The organism is Aeromicrobium fastidiosum (genome assembly GCF_017876595.1).
Taxonomy (GTDB): domain Bacteria; phylum Actinomycetota; class Actinomycetes; order Propionibacteriales; family Nocardioidaceae; genus Aeromicrobium; species Aeromicrobium fastidiosum.
This window is the reverse complement of sequence record NZ_JAGIOG010000001.1, coordinates 3364128-3382727: the sequence shown is the minus strand read 5'-3', so window position 1 is coordinate 3382727 and position 18600 is coordinate 3364128. Positions and strand designations below refer to the sequence as shown.

At 70.3% G+C, this 18600-nt stretch carries 13 protein-coding genes; 5 read left to right on the top strand and 8 right to left on the bottom strand.

Annotated features, from left to right (window positions below):
* Nucleotides 1–6 precede the first annotated feature (6 nt).
* On the bottom strand, nucleotides 7–723 hold the full coding sequence (locus tag JOF40_RS16840) for an LppX_LprAFG lipoprotein (RefSeq protein WP_129182022.1): 717 nt from the start codon (nucleotides 721–723) through the stop codon (nucleotides 7–9).
* 4 nt (nucleotides 724–727) lie between these two features.
* The gene (locus JOF40_RS16835; RefSeq protein WP_129182020.1) at nucleotides 728–3208 is read right to left on the bottom strand and encodes a DNA gyrase/topoisomerase IV subunit A; all 2481 of its coding nucleotides are present in this window, start codon (nucleotides 3206–3208) and stop codon (nucleotides 728–730) included.
* 110 nt (nucleotides 3209–3318) lie between these two features.
* On the opposite strand from JOF40_RS16835, the gene JOF40_RS16830 reads away from it, so the two are divergent.
* Genes JOF40_RS16830 through JOF40_RS16820 form a run of 3 tightly spaced genes read left to right on the top strand, consistent with a single transcriptional unit; the run spans nucleotide 3319 to nucleotide 7687 of the window.
* Nucleotides 3319–6012 carry a bifunctional acetate--CoA ligase family protein/GNAT family N-acetyltransferase gene (locus tag JOF40_RS16830; protein ID WP_129182018.1) on the top strand — a complete coding sequence of 898 codons (2694 nt, stop codon included), beginning with the start codon at nucleotides 3319–3321 and terminating at the stop codon, nucleotides 6010–6012.
* Nucleotides 6012–6575: a DUF5998 family protein gene (locus JOF40_RS16825; RefSeq protein WP_129182016.1), complete on the top strand. Its 564-nt coding sequence runs from the start codon at nucleotides 6012–6014 to the stop codon at nucleotides 6573–6575. Before JOF40_RS16830 ends, JOF40_RS16825 begins: the two co-directional genes overlap by 1 nt.
* Nucleotides 6572–7687 (top strand): alkaline phosphatase family protein, encoded by a 1116-nt coding sequence (locus JOF40_RS16820; RefSeq protein WP_246152844.1) that lies wholly within the window; start codon nucleotides 6572–6574, stop codon nucleotides 7685–7687. The genes JOF40_RS16825 and JOF40_RS16820 overlap by 4 nt, the downstream gene beginning before the upstream one ends.
* Nucleotides 7688–7707: 20 nt before the next feature.
* Here the strand turns inward: JOF40_RS16820 and JOF40_RS16815 are convergent, their stop codons facing one another.
* The 6 genes from JOF40_RS16815 to JOF40_RS16790 form a co-directional block, all read right to left on the bottom strand.
* Nucleotides 7708–8580: a hypothetical protein gene (locus JOF40_RS16815; protein ID WP_129182014.1), complete on the bottom strand. Its 873-nt coding sequence runs from the start codon at nucleotides 8578–8580 to the stop codon at nucleotides 7708–7710.
* A gap of 33 nt (nucleotides 8581–8613) precedes the next feature.
* Nucleotides 8614–9909 carry an HNH endonuclease signature motif containing protein gene (locus JOF40_RS16810; protein WP_129185988.1) on the bottom strand — a complete coding sequence of 432 codons (1296 nt, stop codon included), beginning with the start codon at nucleotides 9907–9909 and terminating at the stop codon, nucleotides 8614–8616.
* A 185-nt stretch (nucleotides 9910–10094) separates the two neighbouring features.
* Nucleotides 10095–10760 carry a thymidine kinase gene (locus tag JOF40_RS16805; RefSeq protein WP_129183450.1) on the bottom strand — a complete coding sequence of 222 codons (666 nt, stop codon included), beginning with the start codon at nucleotides 10758–10760 and terminating at the stop codon, nucleotides 10095–10097.
* 135 nt (nucleotides 10761–10895) lie between these two features.
* A complete protein-coding gene (gene sepH, locus JOF40_RS16800; protein ID WP_129183452.1) occupies nucleotides 10896–11891 on the bottom strand; it encodes a septation protein SepH in 996 nt (331 codons plus the stop codon).
* A gap of 111 nt (nucleotides 11892–12002) precedes the next feature.
* Complete coding sequence (locus tag JOF40_RS16795; protein ID WP_129183454.1) at nucleotides 12003–15392, bottom strand: bifunctional proline dehydrogenase/L-glutamate gamma-semialdehyde dehydrogenase; 3390 nt, start codon at nucleotides 15390–15392, stop codon at nucleotides 12003–12005.
* 12 nt (nucleotides 15393–15404) lie between these two features.
* The gene (locus tag JOF40_RS16790) at nucleotides 15405–16613 is read right to left on the bottom strand and encodes an MFS transporter (RefSeq protein ID WP_129183456.1); all 1209 of its coding nucleotides are present in this window, start codon (nucleotides 16611–16613) and stop codon (nucleotides 15405–15407) included.
* A 64-nt stretch (nucleotides 16614–16677) separates the two neighbouring features.
* Between JOF40_RS16790 and JOF40_RS16785 the strand changes: the two genes are divergently transcribed.
* Both JOF40_RS16785 and JOF40_RS16780 read left to right on the top strand, forming a co-directional pair.
* On the top strand, nucleotides 16678–17736 hold the full coding sequence (locus JOF40_RS16785; protein WP_129183458.1) for a ferrochelatase: 1059 nt from the start codon (nucleotides 16678–16680) through the stop codon (nucleotides 17734–17736).
* A complete protein-coding gene (locus tag JOF40_RS16780) occupies nucleotides 17733–18539 on the top strand; it encodes an inositol monophosphatase family protein (protein WP_129183460.1) in 807 nt (268 codons plus the stop codon). The genes JOF40_RS16785 and JOF40_RS16780 overlap by 4 nt, the downstream gene beginning before the upstream one ends.
* Nucleotides 18540–18600: the final 61 nt, after the last annotated feature.

Below are 18600 nucleotides of genomic sequence, written 5' to 3'. Positions count from 1 at the left end.
CCGCGGTCAGGGTGCTTCGATCGTCACCGGAGTGTCGGACGTCGTGAGCGCGACGGTGTACGTGACCTTGGCCGCGGGGGCGTAGAACTGGCCCGTGAGGGTCGCGTCGCGCAGGTTGTCGTCATCGTCGAGCCGGTAGACCACGGTGAAGGTCTGGTCGGCCGCGGCCGACGGGATGATGGTCTGCACGACGGTGCCGGGCAGCGTTCCCTTGATGGACGTCAGGACGTCCTTGCCGTCGCGCGACTGACCGTCCTCCGCGAGACCGTCGGTCTTGGTCAGGATCTCGGTGATGCCGCCGTCGGCCTTGAGCAGCGTGGCCGGGTCGGGGGCCTTGAGCGTCGCGGGGTCGATGGCGGTGAAGTCGGGCAGGAAGCCGGTCTTGGCGTAGACCTTGCCCCCCGTCGCGATGACATCGGCACCGAGGCTCGCGCCACCGGTGACGACGGAGACCTTGCCCTCGAAGGCGGGGCTGTGGTTGCCCTTGCCGGTGGCCGAGAGGAGACCCGTCACGCCGTCGGGCAGGCTCTTGGTCGACAGTGAGATCGAGATCGTCTCGGCTGTGTCGAGCGTGGTCTTGGCCTTGCTCAGGCGGGCGGCCAGGGCACTGGCGTCGTCGCCCTTGGCCTCGCCGCCGCCGTCGGAGCCGCTGGACGAGCCGGTGCAGCCGCCGAGCAGGAGGCCGGCGGTGAGCAGGGCGGGGATCAGGAGTCGGGTGCGCACGCGATCAGTCTCCCACGGGCTCGGCTGCGACACCCGCGACACCGAGGTGTGCGGCGGGCGGCCCGGCGATCGCGGCGATGGGCTGTGCCGCGGGCACTCCTGAACCGTCCCGCCGATCCGTGGGCGCGGGCAGGTCGACCGCGGTGCCGCTGGTCGCGCACGCCATCGGCTGGCCGTCACCGACCCACGCGAGCAGCAGTCCGTCCTCGCCCTTGAGCAGCCGCTGGCAGCGGACGCCGCCCGTGGCACGTCCCTTGGGCGGGTAGATCGACAGCGGGCTGACCTTGACCGCCCCGGTCTGCGTGCCGGGCAGGGCGCTGCTCGACCCGGCGACCGTCACGACGTACGCCCCGTCGACGTCGGTGACGGCACCGAACGACACCGCCGACTGGCCCGCGGCGAGCTTGATGCCGGCGACACCGCCGCCCGAACGTCCTTGAGGTCGGACCAGCGACGCGGAGAAGTACAGCAGCTGCGCGTCGGTCGTGACGAAGACGAGTTGCTCCTCACCGGTCACGAGGGCCGTGGCACCGACGACCGAGTCGCCGTCGGCCAGGGAGATGAGCTCCCACTCGTCACGGCCGAGGTGATCGGGCTTGACCCGCTTGACGACGCCTTGGCGGGTGCCGAGCGCGATGCCGGGACCCGTCTCGTCGAAGGTCATGAGTGCGCGCGCAGGCGAGTCGAGGTCGACGATCTCCGCCAGGGGCACGCCGCCCTGCAGGTTGGGCGACTGGGCCGTGGGCGGCAGCGCCGGCAGGTCGAGCACGCTGATGCGCCGGACCCGTCCGGACGCCGTGACGACGCCGATCTCGCCGCGAGCCGTCGTGCGGACGGCCGAGACGATCGTGTCGTGCTTGACCCGGCGGTCGACGTCGCCCATGGGGGAGTCGTCGGTCGTGCGGGCGAGCAGGCCCGTCGCCGACAGCAGTGCCCAGCACGGGTCGTCGGCGACCTCGAGGGGCGTCGCGGACGTCGCGGTCTGGCCCGACGACTCCAGCAGCACGGTGCGGCGGGGCGTGCCGAACGTCTGCGCCATCTCGGCCAGCTCGTCGCCGACGACGGTGCGCAGCACCTGCTCGTCGCCCAGGATCGCGTCGAGCTCCTCGATCGTGCGGCGCAGCTCGGCGATCTCCTTCTCGACCTCGATCCGGTCGTACTTGGTGAGCCGTCCGAGGGTCAGGTCGAGGATGTAGGTCGCCTGGATCTCTGACAGGTCGAAGACGTTCATGAGGCGCTCGCGGGCCTCGGTGCGGTTGTCGCTGCCCCGGATGAGCTGGATGACCTCGTCGATGTCGACCAGCGCCAGCATCAGCCCGTCGAGCAGGTGAAGACGGTCGGCGGCCTTGCCGCGGCGGAACGTCGTGCGGCGACGGACCACGTCGATGCGGTGCTCGAGGTAGACCTCGAGCATCTGCTTGAGACCCAGGGTGCGCGGCTGGCCGTCGACCAGAGCGACGGCGTTGATGCCGAACGAGCTCTCCATGGGCGTGCTCTTGAACAGCTGCTCGAGGATCGACTCGGGGATGAAGCCGTTCTTGACCTCGATCACGAGGTGCAGGCCCTTGTGCCGGTCGGTGAGGTTGGTGATGTCGGAGATGCCCTGCAGCTTCTTGGCCTGCACGAGCTTCTTGATCGCCTCGATGACCTTCTCGGGGCCGACGTTGTAGGGCAGCTCGGTGACGACGATGCCCTTCTTGCGGGGCGTGACGTTCTCGATGCGGGTCGACGCGCGCATGCGGAACGAGCCGTTGCCCGTGGCGTACGCGTCGCGAATGCCCTCGAGACCCACGATCTTGCCGCCGGTCGGCAGGTCGGGCCCGGGGATGAAGCGCATCAGGTCGTCGAGATCGGCCCGGGGGCTCTTGATCAGGTGACGCAGCGCCTGCACGACCTCGATGAGGTTGTGCGGCGCGATGTTGGTGGCCATGCCGACCGCGATGCCGCTCGCACCGTTGACCAGCAGGTTGGGCAGTGCTGCCGGCAGGACTGTCGGCTCGAGCTCGCGGCCGTCGTAGTTGGGCCGGAAGTCGACGGTGTCCTCGGCGATCGAGGCCGTCATGGCCTCCGCAGCGGCGTCCATCCGGATCTCGGTGTAGCGCATCGCGGCGGGTGGATCGTCCTGCGAGCCGAAGTTGCCGTGCCCGTCGGCCAGCGGCAGCCGCAGCGACCAGGGCTGCACGAGGCGGACGAGCGCGTCGTAGATCGAGCTGTCGCCGTGCGGGTGGAACCGGCCCATGCTCTCGCCGACGGGTCGCGCGCTCTTGACGTGGCCGCGGTCGGAGCGCAGCCCCATGTCGTCCATCGTGTAGAGCAGGCGGCGCTGCACGGGCTTGAGCCCGTCGCGGGCGTCGGGCAGGGCGCGCGAGTAGATGACCGAGTAGGCGTACTCGAGGAAGCTCGTGCGCATCTCGTCGCCGACGTCGGTGTCGAGGATGTGCTCCTCGAACTCCTCCTCGGGTGCCGGCTTGCTGCTGCGGGCCATACCGTCCTCTCGAGACGCCAGGGGTGGGCGACTGTCGCGGACCATTTTGGCGTGTCGGTCCGTGCCGGGCACCACCGCCACGCCGGGGCCGGACCCGATAGGTTGGTGACGTGACCAGTGAGGCCTTCCCCTTCGAGCACTGGGAGGCCGACGTCCTGCTGAAGGACGGCCGGGTCGCCCAGCTCCGTCCGATCCACGAGGACGACGCCGACCGGTTCATCGAGTTCTACGCACGCGTCTCCGACGAGTCGAAGTACTTTCGGTTCTTCGCCCCCTACCCGACACTGTCCGAGCGCGACGTCAAGCGCTTCACGACCGTCGACCACGACCGCCGCGTCGCGTTCGTCGTCACGCTGCACTCCACGATCATCGGCGTGGGTCGCTATGACGCCGTCAGCGACGACGAGGCCGAGGTCGCCTTCCTCGTCGAGGACGCCCAGCAGGGGCGCGGCGTCGGTCAGCTGCTGCTCGAGCACCTCGCGCAGGCAGGCCGCGAGCGGGGCATCCGCCGGTTCGTCGCCGACGTCCTGCCGTCGAATGCCCGCATGCAGCAGGTCTTCCGCGAGATGGGCTACCAGATCGAGGGTGCGATCGAGGACGGCGTGCAGCGCCTGACGTTCCACATCGAGTCGACCGACGTCGCGATCGGCGTCATGCAGGCGCGCGAGCAGCGGGCCGAGGCGGCGTCGATCGAGCGCATCTTCAAGGCCCGCAGCATCGCCGTGATCGGCGCCAGCCGGCGGCAGGACTCCATCGGTCAGGCCATGGTGCGCAACCTCGTGCTGGGCGATTTCGGTGGCAGTGTCTACGCCGTCAACTCGCAGGCCGAGGCGGTGTCGGGCCTCCCGGCCTACAAGCGCGTGCAGGACATCCCCGGCGAGGTCGACGTCGCGATCGTCGTGGTGCCGGCCGAGTCGGTCAACGACGTCGTGCTCGACTGCGCAGCCAAGGGCGTCCACGGTCTCGTCGTGATCTCGGCGGGCTTCGCGGAGGAGGGGCCGGAGGGCCGCCAGCGCCAGCGGGCGCTGCTGGGACTGAGCCGCTCGTACGGTCTGCGCCTCATCGGCCCCAACTGTCTCGGCATCATCAACACGGCACCCGATCTGCAGCTCAACGCCTCGCTGTCGCCCTCGATGCCGCCGCAGGGACGTGTCGGCTTCTTCTGCCAGTCCGGCGCGCTCGGCACCGCGATCCTCGAGTCGGTCTCCCGCCGAGGCCTCGGCCTCTCGACGTTCGTGTCGGCGGGCAACCGCGCCGACGTCTCGGGCAACGACCTGCTGCAGTACTGGCAGGAGGACGACTCGACCGAGGTCATCCTGCTGTACCTGGAGTCGATCGGTAACCCGCGCAAGTTCTCGCGCATCGCCCGTCGCGTGTCGGCCACCAAGCCCATCGTCGCGGTCAAGTCGGGACGATCGACGCAGGGCGTCCCCGTCGGGCACACCGTGGCTCGTACCTCGGCACCGCAGTCGGCCGTCGACGCGATGTTCCGGCAGGCCGGCGTCATCCAGGTCGACACCCTCGACGAGATGTTCGACGTCGCCCAGCTGCTCGCGCACCAGCCGCTGCCGCGCGGCAACCGCATCGCGATCGTCGGCAACTCCGACGCCGTCGCGCTGATCGTCGCCGACGCGGCCTCGGCGGCCGGGCTGCAGGTGACCGAGCCGGTCTCGCTGGGCGCCAATGCCAACGCCGACGACTTCGAGGTGGCGATCGAGGCTGCCATCGCCAACCCCGACACCGATGCACTCGTCGCGGTCTACATCCCGCCGCTCAACACGTCCGGCGAGGACGTCGCCAACGTGCTGGCCGCGATCGGCGAGCAGTCCGACAAGCCGATCGTGTCGACGTTCCTCGGCAGCGAGGGCGTCCCGGTGCTGCTGCGCGTGCCCGATCTGCTCGGCGGCTCCGCCGGTCGCGGCTCGGTGCCCTCGTACGCGGCACCGGAGTCGGCCGTCCGCGCTCTGGCCAGGGTCGTCAACTACTCGGAGTGGGCCGCGCGCGACCACGGCGAGTTCCACCTCGCGCTCGACCACCGCACGGGCGACGCCCGCGCAATGGTCCGCGAGGTGCTGCGCCAGGCACCCCGGGGTGCGATCCTGTCGACCGAGCAGGTGCACGCCCTGCTGGCCTGCTACGGCATCGACATCTGGACGTGGATCAACGTCCACAGTCGTGAGGAGGCCGTCGCCGCGGGCGAGAGCCTCGGCTGGGACGTCGTGCTCAAGGCCGGCAGCGAGCACCTGCGCAGCCGGCCCGACCTGGCCCACGTGTGGCGTGGCATCCGCAACGCCGACGAGATGGCCAGCGCCTGGGACCAGCTCACGGGCTGGACCGGCATGCGCAAGGACACCAAGTTCTTCGTCCAGCGGGCCGCGCCCGAGGGCATCCACGTGTCGTTCAGCGTCAGCGAGGACCCGTTGTTCGGGCCCCTGGTGTCGTTCGGCCTGGCCGGTGCGCCCAGCGAGCTGCTCGACGACCGCTCGTACGGCATCCCGCCCCTGACCGACCTCGACGCCGAGGCCATGATCAAGAACCTCCGCTCGGCCCCGTTGCTGTACGGCTACCGCGGCTCCGAGCGGGTCGACGTCGACGCTCTGCAGGACATCATCGTGCGCCTGGCGGCCATGAAGGACGACCTCCCGGAGATCGCCGAGCTCGACCTCGAGCCCGTGTCGGTGCACGCCGACGGCTTCACGGTGCTGAGCGCGCGCGCCAAGGTCATGCCGTCCGCCGACCGTCGCGGCGAGTGGTACGTGCGCCGGCTCAGCCAGCCGGCTGCCCAGGGCGATACGCTCGCGTGATGACTGCCGACCACACGGCCTCGCTGTTCGAAGAGGTCTCCCGCAGTGGCTACTATCCCGAGATCGTGGCCGCGGGCCTGCGCGACGCCCTCGCCGACGAGGTCGTCGGCGGATTCGTCCTGCACCACGAGCCCACGTTCGACCGCGACGAGATCCGCCGGCACATGACGGTGCTGGCGCTCACGCCGAGCCGCCTGATCCTCGTCCACACCGACGAGCACCCCGGCGACGACCTGCTGCCCGACCCGTACACGTCAACGACGTCGGAGGCTGTGGCCCTCGACCAGGTGCGCTCAGTCGTCGTGACCCGCATGGTCAGCTCGTCGTCCAAGAACCTCGAGGAGGCGCTGCTGACGATCGGGTGGGGCGCGGTGTCACGCGTCGAGCTCGAGCCCGCACGGTGCGCCGACCCCGAGTGCGAGGCCGACCACGGCTACTCGGGCAGCGTCACCGGCGACGACTTCTCGCTGCGGCTCGCCGCAGCCGGTGACGGCGGTGCCGCGGTCGAGCGGCTCCTGACCTTCGCCCGCACCCTGTCGGCCGCGACGAGCGGACGCGTGTGAGCGGCCTCTCGCTCCCGCCGGGGCTGGCCGGACGCCGCACGATCGACCACATCATGCCGTCGGTCGGTGCCGCACTCGGCGTCGAAGGGTTCACCAACACCCTCGATCTGCCGGAGGCACCGCGCTACGTCGTGTTCCTCGTCGACGGCCTCGGGCTCGAGCTGCTGCGCGAGCACGCCGACGCCGCGCCGTTCCTGTCATCGCTGCACAACGTCGATGACGTCGTGTGCGGCGTGCCGTCCACGACCGTCACGAGCCTCACCTCGCTCGGCACCGGCGTGCGCGGCGGCGAGCACGGGATGGTCGGGTACACCTCGCGGGTGCCCGAGACCGGCCGGCGGCTCAACTCGCTCAAGTGGGACCAGCCGATCGACCCGACGGTGTGGCAGCCGCACCCGACCGTGCTGCAGCAGCTGCTCGCTGCGGGCGTCTCGGCGTCGTCGGTCAATGACGCGAAATTCGAGGGCACGGGCCTGACGGTCTGCAGCCAGCGCGGCGTCCCCTTCCACGGCATCAGCTCGGTCTACGAGCGCCTCGACGTGGTCGTCGACGTCATCGAGTCGGCTCCTCGTTCGGTCGCCTACGCCTACGAGTCGCGCCTCGACCACACGGGTCACGGCAAGGGATGCACGTCGCCGGAGTGGCGCGAGATGCTCACGACGATTGACACCGAGCTGGCCGAGCTACGCGACGAGCTGCCGCGCGACGCCGTGCTGGTCGTCACCGCCGACCACGGCATGATCGACCTGCCGTTCGAGCACCGCTTCGACGTCGACACGGTGCCGCGCCTGCTCGACGACGTCGAGCTGCTCGCCGGCGAGGCCCGCTTCCGCCACCTCTACACGCATCCGGGTGCTGCGGAGGACGTCGCCGCCCGGTGGCGCTCGGTGCTCGGCGACCAGGTCGTCGTCCGCACGCAGGACGGCATCGAGGACTGGTTCGGACCGATCGCTCCACAGGTGCGCGGCCGCATCGGCGACGTCGTCGTGGCGTCGCTCCGCGACTTCGCGGTCTTCTCGTCGCGCGAGTTCAACGTCGAGCTCAAGATGACGGGCTTCCACGGGTCCATCACCGAGGCCGAGCTGCGCATCCCGGTGCTCGTCGGCACCTGAGCCTCAGTGTCCGAGTGCACCTAGCCCGCACAGTAGGTGGCTCTGTTGGCGCGCATGATGTCCTGTCGGATACGGGTGGGCGGGACCCAGGTGTCTGTCCGAAGGACGAACGCCGACAGTGCGTCGTAGTCGATGTCGAGGAACCGGTTGTCGATCTGCATGGTTGCACCGTCCCGACGGAACCCGAGCAGCTCGAGGCCGGGTACGTCAACCGTGCACATGATCGTGTGGGCACCTTCAGCCGCTGCTCTGTGGACGAGGTCGGCGACCGTCAGGACTCCGAACGTCTCGGGGAGGTCGGGGTGGAGGCTGATGAGATCGACAGAGGCCACACCGTCCGACACCCATCTGCTTGCACCGTGCCCGTAGGCCGGGAGGACGCGTGTGTTCTGCAGGGTCACATAGTGCCAGGACACAAGGGTTCCCTCGGACCTCCAGCGGTCGACGACCAGGGGCGGCACGACTGGGTTGGCGTACCGGGCAACTTCATGCCACTCGCTCGGTGCTGCTGAGCCCAGCAGGTGCTTGCCCACGTATCGCGGGTCGACCGGCTCAGTTGCGGTCAGCTCGATCGTCCGACCGTTTTTCGTCCTGCGGGACGACGTGAGTGACAGATCGGCACCCCACGCGAAGTCAGTGACGACTTCCGCGGCCCATTCAGCGAGTGTGGCCTCCTCGTTCGGGACGTGTCCGCCCTGCACGGCCACGTCGTCAGGCAGCACCGCGTGGGACACCTCGTGCGGATATCGGTTCCACTGCATGGTGGCGACGACCTGCGGCCCGCGGCTGGTGACATCTCGGATATCGACATGCACGACGCGCCGGAGGTGTGCGGGCTCCAGGACAGGACCCAACGGCACTGCCCGTGCGTAGTCCTCCACGGTGCGTGACATGTACCGATGATGGCAGTGCGAGCTCCTCGGCAACTATCCGGCGCGGGGTTGTTGGGTGGTGAAGCGGGAGTGGCGTTGTGGTCTTTGGTGGGGGTCGATGCGGGTTGGGGGGATGAGTTCGACGATGCCGTCAGGGGCCATGTGTGCTGTCCATTGGCCTTCGTGGACGAGGTGGTGGTGGTAGTGGCAGAGGAGGGCGGCGTTGTCGAGGTCGGTGGGGCCGTTCTCGGACCAGTAGTTGAGGTGGTGTGCTTCGCACCAAGAGGGTGGGCGGTCGCACGTGGGGAAGACGCAACCACCGTCGCGGGTGGCCAGGACGAGCCTCTGGTGGCGGTCGTAGAGGCGGCGGGTGGTGCCGAGGTCGATGACTCGTTTGTCGCTGTCGAGGTACATCGCGACGAGGTTGGCGTTGCAGGCCAGCCTCTGTGCTTTGGTCGCTGACATCGTGGTGCCGGACGTGGTGGTCGCGGTGCCTTGCCCGGTGCGGAGGTCGTCGACGTCGACCATCACCGCGACGGTCGCCGCGAGACCCCCGGCCAGAGGTAGCGCGTCGGTGGGTAGGTGGTTGATGAGCTCGGTGAAGGCGTGGCCCATCTTCTGGTCGCGGGGCAGGCCGGCCCAGTCGTCGGCTCCCATCCCGAACGATTCGGCAGCCAACTGGTTGCGGCGTGGGGCGATGATCCCCTCGATCGCTGCTCTGAGGGTGTCGGCGTCGGTGTCGGGCACGACGAAGGACCCGTGGGTGGTGCCGTCACCACGCCGGCCCATCTGGAACCTGGTGCGGGCACGGGCCCGTTCTTCCTGCGCGCGGAGTTGTTCGCCGAGGTGTTCGTCGAACCCGTCGGGGTCGATGACTTCGAGCACCCGGTTCGCCAGTCGCTGCAACCCATCCAAGTCATGCTCTGAGGCGAGCTGGATGAGGTGGGCTTCAGCGTCACCACGCTCGACGTCGCCGCACCAGTCCGGCAAGGCGGTGATGGCTTTCATGATGATCGAGGCCTGCTCAGTGCTGAGCTGACCGGACGCCCACGCGGCACGGGTGGCCTCAGTACGCTCGCCGGTGACCTTCGCCATCCCGACCAGCTTGGACGCAGCACCCTTGGTGATGTTCGCCGAGCTCGCCAGCCACGCTGTCGTCGACGTCGCACCGTCGTCCTTCGGCAGCCCCATGTCATCGGCACACCCGGCCAGGCGCGACATGACAGCGTCCAACGCGGTGCGAGTCGTCTGCACCGCCGCGATCACCTCACGGACCTCAGCACCGGTCAACGTCCATGGTTCGAGCGCAGCGACCTCATCGGTCAGGCTGGACAACTGCTCGATCAACATGCGCGAACCCCGGATGGACGACTAGAACGTATGTTCGACTCTACCCAAGAGTAGCGAGCGCGAACAGGGAACAAAGTCCCGAAATCTCTGGCATTGCAGCACCAACTCCGCCCGCTTGGGCGGTGCGCTGGCGTCCACGCGGACGGCGGCGGTGGACGCCAGCGCACCGCCCAGGCGGGCTGGGCTCAGTCGAACGGGAGCAGCTCGGGCTCGGCCAGTCGGCCGGTGGCCCGCGCCCGCGCAGCGGTCAGCGCCTGTCGGTGGTGCCGACGGCACAGCACCTCGTAGGCGACCTCGGGCGGGTCGTCGGGGGAGTCGGCCTCCTCGACGTCGCCGACCACGACGACCTCGCCCTCGGTGACCATGACGCCGTTCTCGGTGCGGGCGTTGTGGGTCGCCCGCTGACCGCACCAGCACAGGGCCTGCACCTGCAGCACCTCGGTACGGTCGGCCAGCTCGACCAGGCGCGCCGCCCCCGGGAACAGTCGCGTGCGGAAGTCCGTCAGGATGCCGAAGCAGAAGACGTCGATGCTCAGCTCGTCGACGATCTTCGCGAGCTGCTCGACCTGCACGGGGGAGTAGAACTGGGCCTCGTCGCAGATCAGGTAGTCGACCTTCGAGCCGTGGGTCAGGCTGTCGACGACGTACGTCCAGAAGTCGAAGTCGTCGTCGACCTCGACGGCCGTGTGCGACAGGCCCAGCCGGCTTGTCAGCACGGCCGTGCCGGTGCGGTCGTTGCTGACGAAGATGATGCCGGCGCGACCACGGGCGGCGTGGTTGTGGTTGGTCTGCAGCGCGAGGGTCGACTTGCCGGCGTCCATCGTGCCGGTCCAGAACGTCAGTGCTGCCACGGGCTACATCTTGTCATCGTCTGAAGTGGGCCGTGGGCCAGGCTGGGCGGCCACCTCACCAGGCTTCGCAGGCCGGCGGCTTCGCCGCGGAACGCTCACGCTTCGCTAGCCTGGAAAGGAGCTCGCTCGCTGCGCTCACTCGTCCTTGCCGAACATGATCTCGTCCCAGCTGGGGACGCGACGACGCTCGTGACGCTTCTTGCGGGGACCCATCGTGTCGGGGACGGCGACGTTGGTCTCGAGACCGTCCTCGAAGTCGTCCTGCTCGACCTCGGCCACGGGCTCGGCGTCGGCCTGCTCGGCGTCGCCGAGGGCGAGCTGTCCCATGGCGCGGCGGTCGCGTGCCGCCTTGAGCGACGACACACCCGTGAGGAGCGCCTCCTCGATGGGCTCGATCGGGTCGGGGATCTCGACCGACGAAGCGGCGTCCTCGGGGACGGACGGAGCCGCGACCTCGACCACGACCTCGTCCTCGAGGTCGACCGGACGTTCGCCCGAGCGCACCGCGTCGGCGATCGCCATGTCGGTCGAGTCGGGCAGCGCGACGTCGCCGACCAGCTCGTGGGCCATCTCGTCGGCCGGCAGCACGTAGCGGCTCTTGACGTCGAACAGGAACGTCGCCGGGGCGTCGGCGTCGTGCGGTGTGACGAGCACGGTCCAGCGACCGTCCTCGCGCCGCCAGGAGTCCCAGACGGCGTCCTCGGGAACCCCGCCGCTCGCGGCGATGTTCTCGGAGACGAGCAGGCCGAGCTGCACGCCGGCACCGCCGATGTGCTTGCGACGGATCGTGGTCTTGCGCGCCTGCTCGCACATGAACTCGCGCTCGGCGAGGACGGGTCCGGCGAAACCGTCGATCTGGGCGACCGGCACGCCGGCCGAGTCGGCGACCGACTGCGGCGACTCGCCGCGGCGGATGCGGGACTGGATGTCGCGGGGGCTGAGTGAGCTGGGCATGCGGATCTCCATCTGGCCGGAGGTGCTCCCGTCGCGCGTGGACGTGCGGGACGGCGTGCCGATCAGGGAAGAGAGGCGGTGATCAGCGGGTACGCGGTACGTCTGGCCGGTGGTGACGTCGCGCGCGACGAGGAACCGTCCGTCCTCGCTCAATCCCACGAGACTGAGATCGCGCATGCCATCGCCTCCGACGTGTGGCGGCTCCGGGTGGGCGTTCACCTGGACCGTCCTTCCATCGTAGGCGCGTCGACTGCCAGGTCTGGGCGGCGCGCCGACGTCCGCGGACGCTCAGCGCCGGGGCAGGACACGGTCGAACTCGACGTCGTGGTTGCCGAACCGGTGGTTCGTGATGGAGATCGACTGCTCCTGCAGGAACGGCAGCGCCTCGACCCGGCCGGATGGCGTGACGGCACCTGCGTAGATCGCGACATCGGGATCGCCGTCGACCGCGACGGCCAGCGCGCGGGCGTCGCCGCCGAGGAGTCGCACCCGCGGGGGCCGGGCCTCGGTGACGTGGGCCGTCCACTGCTGGTGCGTCTCGACCCGGGCGTGGGCCACGAGGCCCACGGGCAGGGGAGAGGGGCTGCTGACGGTGACCGGTGCCCCGGTGCGCGCGGCGGCCAGCAGGACGCGGACCAGCTCGGCCAGGAAGCCGTCGGAGCGGATCGTGACCGGCACGGGGACGTAGCGGAACACGTTGCGCTCGACGCCGAGGCCGGACACGTCCTTGGCGACGCCGTACTCGCGGGTCCACGCGACGTGGTCGGACTGGGCCGCGGCGAGCAGGCGCTTGTTCTCGACGGGGGTGAGATGCGGTGCGGCGGCGTCGAGGATCGCGGTGACCGCGGCCGACAACGTCGGGGAATCGCTCGTCGCACGCAGCGGTCGGGGCTGCCACGTGCCGAGGTGCGTCAGGTAGTTGGGGCCGCCGGCCTTGGCGGTCGTGCCCACCGACGAGCGCTTCCAGCCGCCGAACGGCTGCCGCTGCACGATGGCCCCCGTGATGCCGCGGTTGACGTAGAGGTTGCCGGCCTCGACCGTGTCGAGCCAGGTGTTGACCTCGTCGGCGTCGAGCGAGTGGATGCCCGCCGTGAGACCGTAGTCGGTCGCGTTCTGCCACGCGATGGCCTCGGCGAGGTCGCTGGCGTGCATGATGCCCAGCACGGGTCCGAAGTACTCGGTCGTGTGGAACGTGCTGCCCGGCATGACACCTGCGCGGATGCCGGGCGTCCACACCCGGCTGTCGGCCCCGAGCTGTCGTGGCTCGAGCAGCCACGTCTCGCCGGTGCCGAGCTCGGTGAGGCCCTGCAGCAGCTTGCCGCGGGGCGGTTCGATGACCGGTCCCATCGACACCTGCGGGTCGTCGGGGTGCCCGACCTTGAGCGACGCCACGGCGTCGACGAGCTGGCGGTGGAACCGCTCGGAGTCGGCGACCGACCCGACGACGATGGCCAGGCTCGCCGCGGAGCACTTCTGCCCCGCGTGGCCGAACGCGCTCTTGACCAGGTCGGCGACGGCGAGGTCGATGTCGGCGCTGGGCGTGATGACGATGGCGTTCTTGCCGCTCGTCTCGGCCAGCAGTGGCAGGTCGGGACGCCACGAGCGGAACAGCTGCGCCGTCTCCCAGCCGCCGGTGAGGATGACCCGGTCGACCGCCGAGTGGGCGATGAGGGCCTTGCTGAGCGGTCCCTCGTCGATCGTGACGAACCGGAGCACGTCGCGCGGCACGCCGGCCTGCCAGAGGGCCTCGACCATGACCGCGGCGCAGCGCCGCGTCTGCGGCGCCGCCTTGATGATGACACCGCTGCCGACCGCGAGGGCCGCGAGCACCGATCCGGCGGGGATCGCGACCGGGAAGTTCCACGGGGGAGTCACGACCGTCAGCCGGTCGGGGACGAACGTGGCGCCGTCGACGGCGTCGAGTCGGCGTGCGGCCTCGGCGTAGTAGTTGGCGAAGTCGACGGCCTCGCTGACCTCGACATCGGCCTCCGCGACGGTCTTGCCGGCCTCGGCCGCCATGACGGACACGAGGTCGCCGCGGCGGGCACCCAGGGCGCTGGCGGCCTGGTGCAGGATCCAGGCGCGGACGTCCGAACCCCGCGCCTGCCACAGCGCCGCTGCGTCGCGTGTGTCGTGGATGATCGTCTCGAGGGATGCGGGGCCCGGCACCGAGCCGATGCGGACGGTCTCGGCACCCACCTGGGTGTACGACGCGCGGGCGAGCGCGAGCCGAGCCCACTCGCGGTTGGCCTCGGTGGACGGATCGGTGTCGGGGGTGTTGGCGAACGTGCCCGTCGAGGGGGTCGACACCTCGGTCAGGCGGTCCTGACGGCGGTGCGGGACGGGAACCGACGTGTCGAGCGCGGCGACCGACTCGAGGAAGCGCTGGGTCTCGCGGCTGTGCAGGGACGGATCGGTCGACAGCTCGAACGCCGCCGACATGAAGTTGTCGCTGCTGGCGTTCTCCTCGAGCCGGCGCACGAGGTACGAGATGGCCACGTCGAACTCTGCAGGGCTCACGACCGGCGTGTAGAGCAACAGCTGCCCGATGTCGCCCCGCACGGCGTCGACGGGGCCGGTGTCCATCCCGAGGAGCATCTCGAAGTCGACCGCGTGGCGGACGTCGCGGTCGCCGGCCAGGAGCCACGCGTACGCGACGTCGAAGAGGTTCTGGCCCGCGACACCGATGCGCACGGCGTCGACGCGCTCGGGGGTCAGCGCCCACTGCAGGACACGCTTGTAGTTGGTGTCGGTCTCACGCTTGGTGCCCCACGTCGCGAGCGGCCAGCCGTGCATCGTGGCGTCGACCCGCTCCATCGCCAGATTGGCTCCCTTGACGAGACGCACCTTGACGGGGGCTCCGCCGGCAGCGCGTCGATCGGTCGCCCACGCCTGCAGCTCCTGCATGGCGCCCAGGGCGTCGGGCAGGTAGGCCTGCAGGACGATGCCGGCCTCGAGATCGGGGAACGACTCGAGGATCGTCGTGAAGACCGCGACCGTCAGGTCGAGATCCTTGTACTCCTCCATGTCGAGGTTGATGAAGGTCGGCTCACCGCTGGCGGCGCGCTCGTACAGCGGCGTCAGCTGCTTGACGACCCGTTCGACCGACTCGTCGAAGGCCCACATCGACAGCTGGCTGGCGACCGAGGAGACCTTGACCGACACGTAGTCGACGTCGTCGCGCTCGATCAGCGCCAAGGTGCCATCGCGGCGACGCTCGGCCTCGCCGTCGCCCAGCACGGCCTCGCCGAGCAGGTTGAGGTTGAGCCGGTCGCCGCGCGAGCGCAGCTTGGAGATCGCGCGACCCAGCTGCTGCGGCCGGGCGTCGACGACGAGGTGCCCGACCATGCGGCGCAGCGTGGCCCGGGCGACGCCCACGACGAGCGCGGGCAGCAGGAACGACACGAGAGCGCCCAGACGGAGCAGCAGCTTCTGGGTCAGCGGCAGGAAGGCGGGCAGGTCGCCCGCGAGCCGGCGCAGGTTGCGAGCGGCGACCTGGTGATCGTCAGGACGGACGACGCGGTCGACGAAGCCGATCGTGAACTCCAGCCCCTGGGGGTCTTTGAGCAGGGTGGCCAGTCGGGTCGCGGCGGCGGCGGTGCGGCGTCGCGGGCGCTTGGCCTCGGTCCATGCGCGGACGAGCTCAACGCTGCGTTCGGCCAGTGTGAGTTCGGTCATCGTGCCCCAACCTTAATGACTCTGGGGAGGTGCCGTGACCATCCCGCCGGAAGTGTCCGCTGCCGGGGCGGTCCACGCCACGATCGCGCCCATGAGCCCGGCCGCGAGCGGCACCAGGAACCCGGCTGACGCGCCGTGCCCGTCGATGACCGCGCCGACGACGGCTGCCCCCGGGGCGACGCCCACCGCCATGCCGGTCGTCGTCCACGTGAGGGCTTCGGTGAGGCGCGACGGGGGCACCGTGCGCTCGACGAGCTGCACCAGCGCGATGAGCGTCGGCGAGATCATGAAGCCGCCCAGGAACATCGCGATCGCGAGCAGCGGGATGCTCGACAGCAGCGCCATGGGGGCGAACAGCACGCCCAGCACGAGGATCGATGCGCGCACGCGGCGCAGCGGATCGGCGGCCTGCGGCAGGGCGCCGACCGCCACGCCGGCCACGAGGCTGCCCGCGGCCCACACCGCCAGCACGATGCCGGCGGCACCCTTGCGGCCCTGCTCCTCGGTGAACGCCGCGATGATGACCTCGGCCGATCCGAAGATGACGCCGAGAGCGACCGACACCGCGACGAGTGGCCACAGCCCGGGCCAGTTGATGGTCGGTCCCGAGCTGGCGCGTTGCCCGCCGGCCGGTGGCGCGGTGCCGCGCTGAAGGGCCAGGGCCCAGCTGCCCAGCATCGCGGCCGCGCCGGCGAAGACGAGGCCCGAGACGTCGGCGACCTGGAAGGTGAGGAACGTCACCAGCACCGGTCCGACGATGAAGACGACCTCGTCGATGACCGCCTCGATCGAGAAGGCCGTGTTGAGCTCGGCGCGATCGTGGATCGCGTGGCTCCACCTGGCCCGCACCATGCTGCCCGTCTGCGGCGTCGACAGGCCAGCGAGGACGGCGCAGAGCTGCGGCCAGGGGGCCGACCATCCGGCGTCGACCACGAGCAGGAACGCGGCGACGCCCAGCGCGTACGTCGCACCGACGACCCACAGCACCGGGGCCTGCCCGAACCGGTCGGCCAGACGTCCCTGCCAGGGGCCGAACGCCGCCGCCGAGAGCACGTACGCCGCGGACAGCACGCCCGCCTGGGTGAACGACCCGGTGCGCTCGTTGATGAGCAGGACGATGCCGAGGCCCGCCATCGACAGGGGGAGCCGCGACCACAGGGCCGTGAACGAGAACAGCGCCGATCCGGGGTGGGACAGGACGTTCGCGTAGGTCTTCAGCATGCGTCCCTCCCTCGACCTCGAGCCGGCCCGAGCACCCTATCCGTCCCGGTGGGAGGATGGACGCATGGATCTTCGCCCCTTCGACGCGCTCCTTCTCGTCTCGTTCGGAGGGCCCGAGAAGCCCGACGACGTCGTGCCGTTCCTCGAGAACGTGACGGCAGGTCGCGGCATCCCGCGCGAGCGGCTCGAGGAGGTCGGCGAGCACTACTTCCTGTTCGGCGGCAAGTCGCCGATCAACGACCTCAACCGCGAGCTGCTGGCGGCCCTGCGACGAGACTTCGCCGAGAACGGCATCGATCTGCCGATCTACTGGGGCAACCGCAACTGGGACCCCTACCTGCGCGAGGCTGCCGAGCAGATGGCCGCCGACGGCGTGCGGCGCGCAGCGTGCTTCGTGACCAGCGCCTACTCGTCGTACTCCGGCTGCCGTCAGTACCGCGAGGACCTGTACGCCGCGACGGACGGGGTCGCGATCGAGCTCAGCCGCCTGCGCCACTACTTCAACCACCCCGGCTTCGTGGGACCGTTCACCGAGGCGACCAAGGCTGCCGTCGACGACGCCCCCGCCGGCACCCACGTCGTCTTCGTGACCCACTCCATCCCTACCTCGATGAACGAGGCCAGCGGCGGCCCCGGCCGCGAGGCCTACGTGCGCCAGCACCAGAGCGTCGCCGACCTCGTGGCCGCCGGTGCCGGTGCCGAGTCCCACTCGCTGGCCTACTGCTCGCGCTCGGGATCGCCGCGCATCCCGTGGCTCGAGCCCGACATCAACGACCACCTGGCCGAGCTCAAGGCGTCCGGGGTCGAGTCGGTCGTCGTGGTGCCGATCGGCTTCGTCTCCGACCACATGGAGGTCATCTACGACCTCGACACCGAGGGCAAGCAGACCGCCGACGAGCTGGGCCTGCGCTACGTCCGCGCCGACACCCCGGGGGCCCACCCCGACTTCGTCGCGATGGTGCGCGAGCTGCTGGTCGAGCGGGCCGCGGTCGAGCGGGGCGAGACGACCGACCGCCCCTCGCTGGGCGAGCTGCCCCCGTCGCACGACCTCTGCCCGATCGACTGCTGCCTCAACCCGCGCTCGTCGCTGCCGGTCGTCGGCTCCGCCGCGACGCCGGCATGACCGAGCAGGTCCCGACCCGCGAGCTGTACGACCTGGCCCGGCGGGTGGGCCTGGAGGCCGCGGCCTACGTCCGGTCGGCCAGGCCCGCCGGCCGCGTCGACGTCGCCTCGACCAAGTCGAGCGACACCGATGTCGTCACCGAGATCGACGAGGCCTGCGAGCGGCTGATCCGCGAGCGCATCTTCGCCGCCCGCCCCGACGACGGGTTCGTCGGCGAGGAGGGCGACGACGTCATCGGCTCGACGGGCGTCGATTGGGTCGTCGACCCGATCGACGGCACCGTCAACTTCGTCTACGGCATCCCCATGTACGCGGTCTCGATCGCCGCCCGCCACGACGGCGAGATCGTCGTCGGCCACGTCGTGAACATCGCCTCGGGTGCCGAGTGGGGTGCGGTCGCGGGGGAGGGCGCGTGGTGCCACGAGGGCGACGACCGGCGGGTGCTGGCCGCTCCGACCGTCGCGCGGCTGTCCCACGCCCTCGTCGCGACGGGGTTCAACTACGTCCCCGAGGTCCGCGCGAAGCAGGCTGCGGCGATGGCCCGGTTCATCCCGCAGGTGCGTGACATCCGTCGCATCGGGTCGGCCGCGCTCGACCTGTGCGCGCTCGCCGAGGGGCAGTTCGACGCCTACGTCGAGCAGGGTCTGAAGCCGTGGGACCTGGCAGCTGGCGGACTCGTCGCCCGCGAGGCCGGCATCGTGCTGAGCGGGCTCGACGGCGGGCCCGACGAGCGGCTCGTCATGGGGGCGCACCCGGCGATCGCCGAGGAATATTTCGCGCTGGTCCGTGCTTGTGGGTTCTGAGTGTGAAGGCCACAGATCCGTGTGGCACAATCACGCCGGTTGTTCCGCACAGAGGGAGATT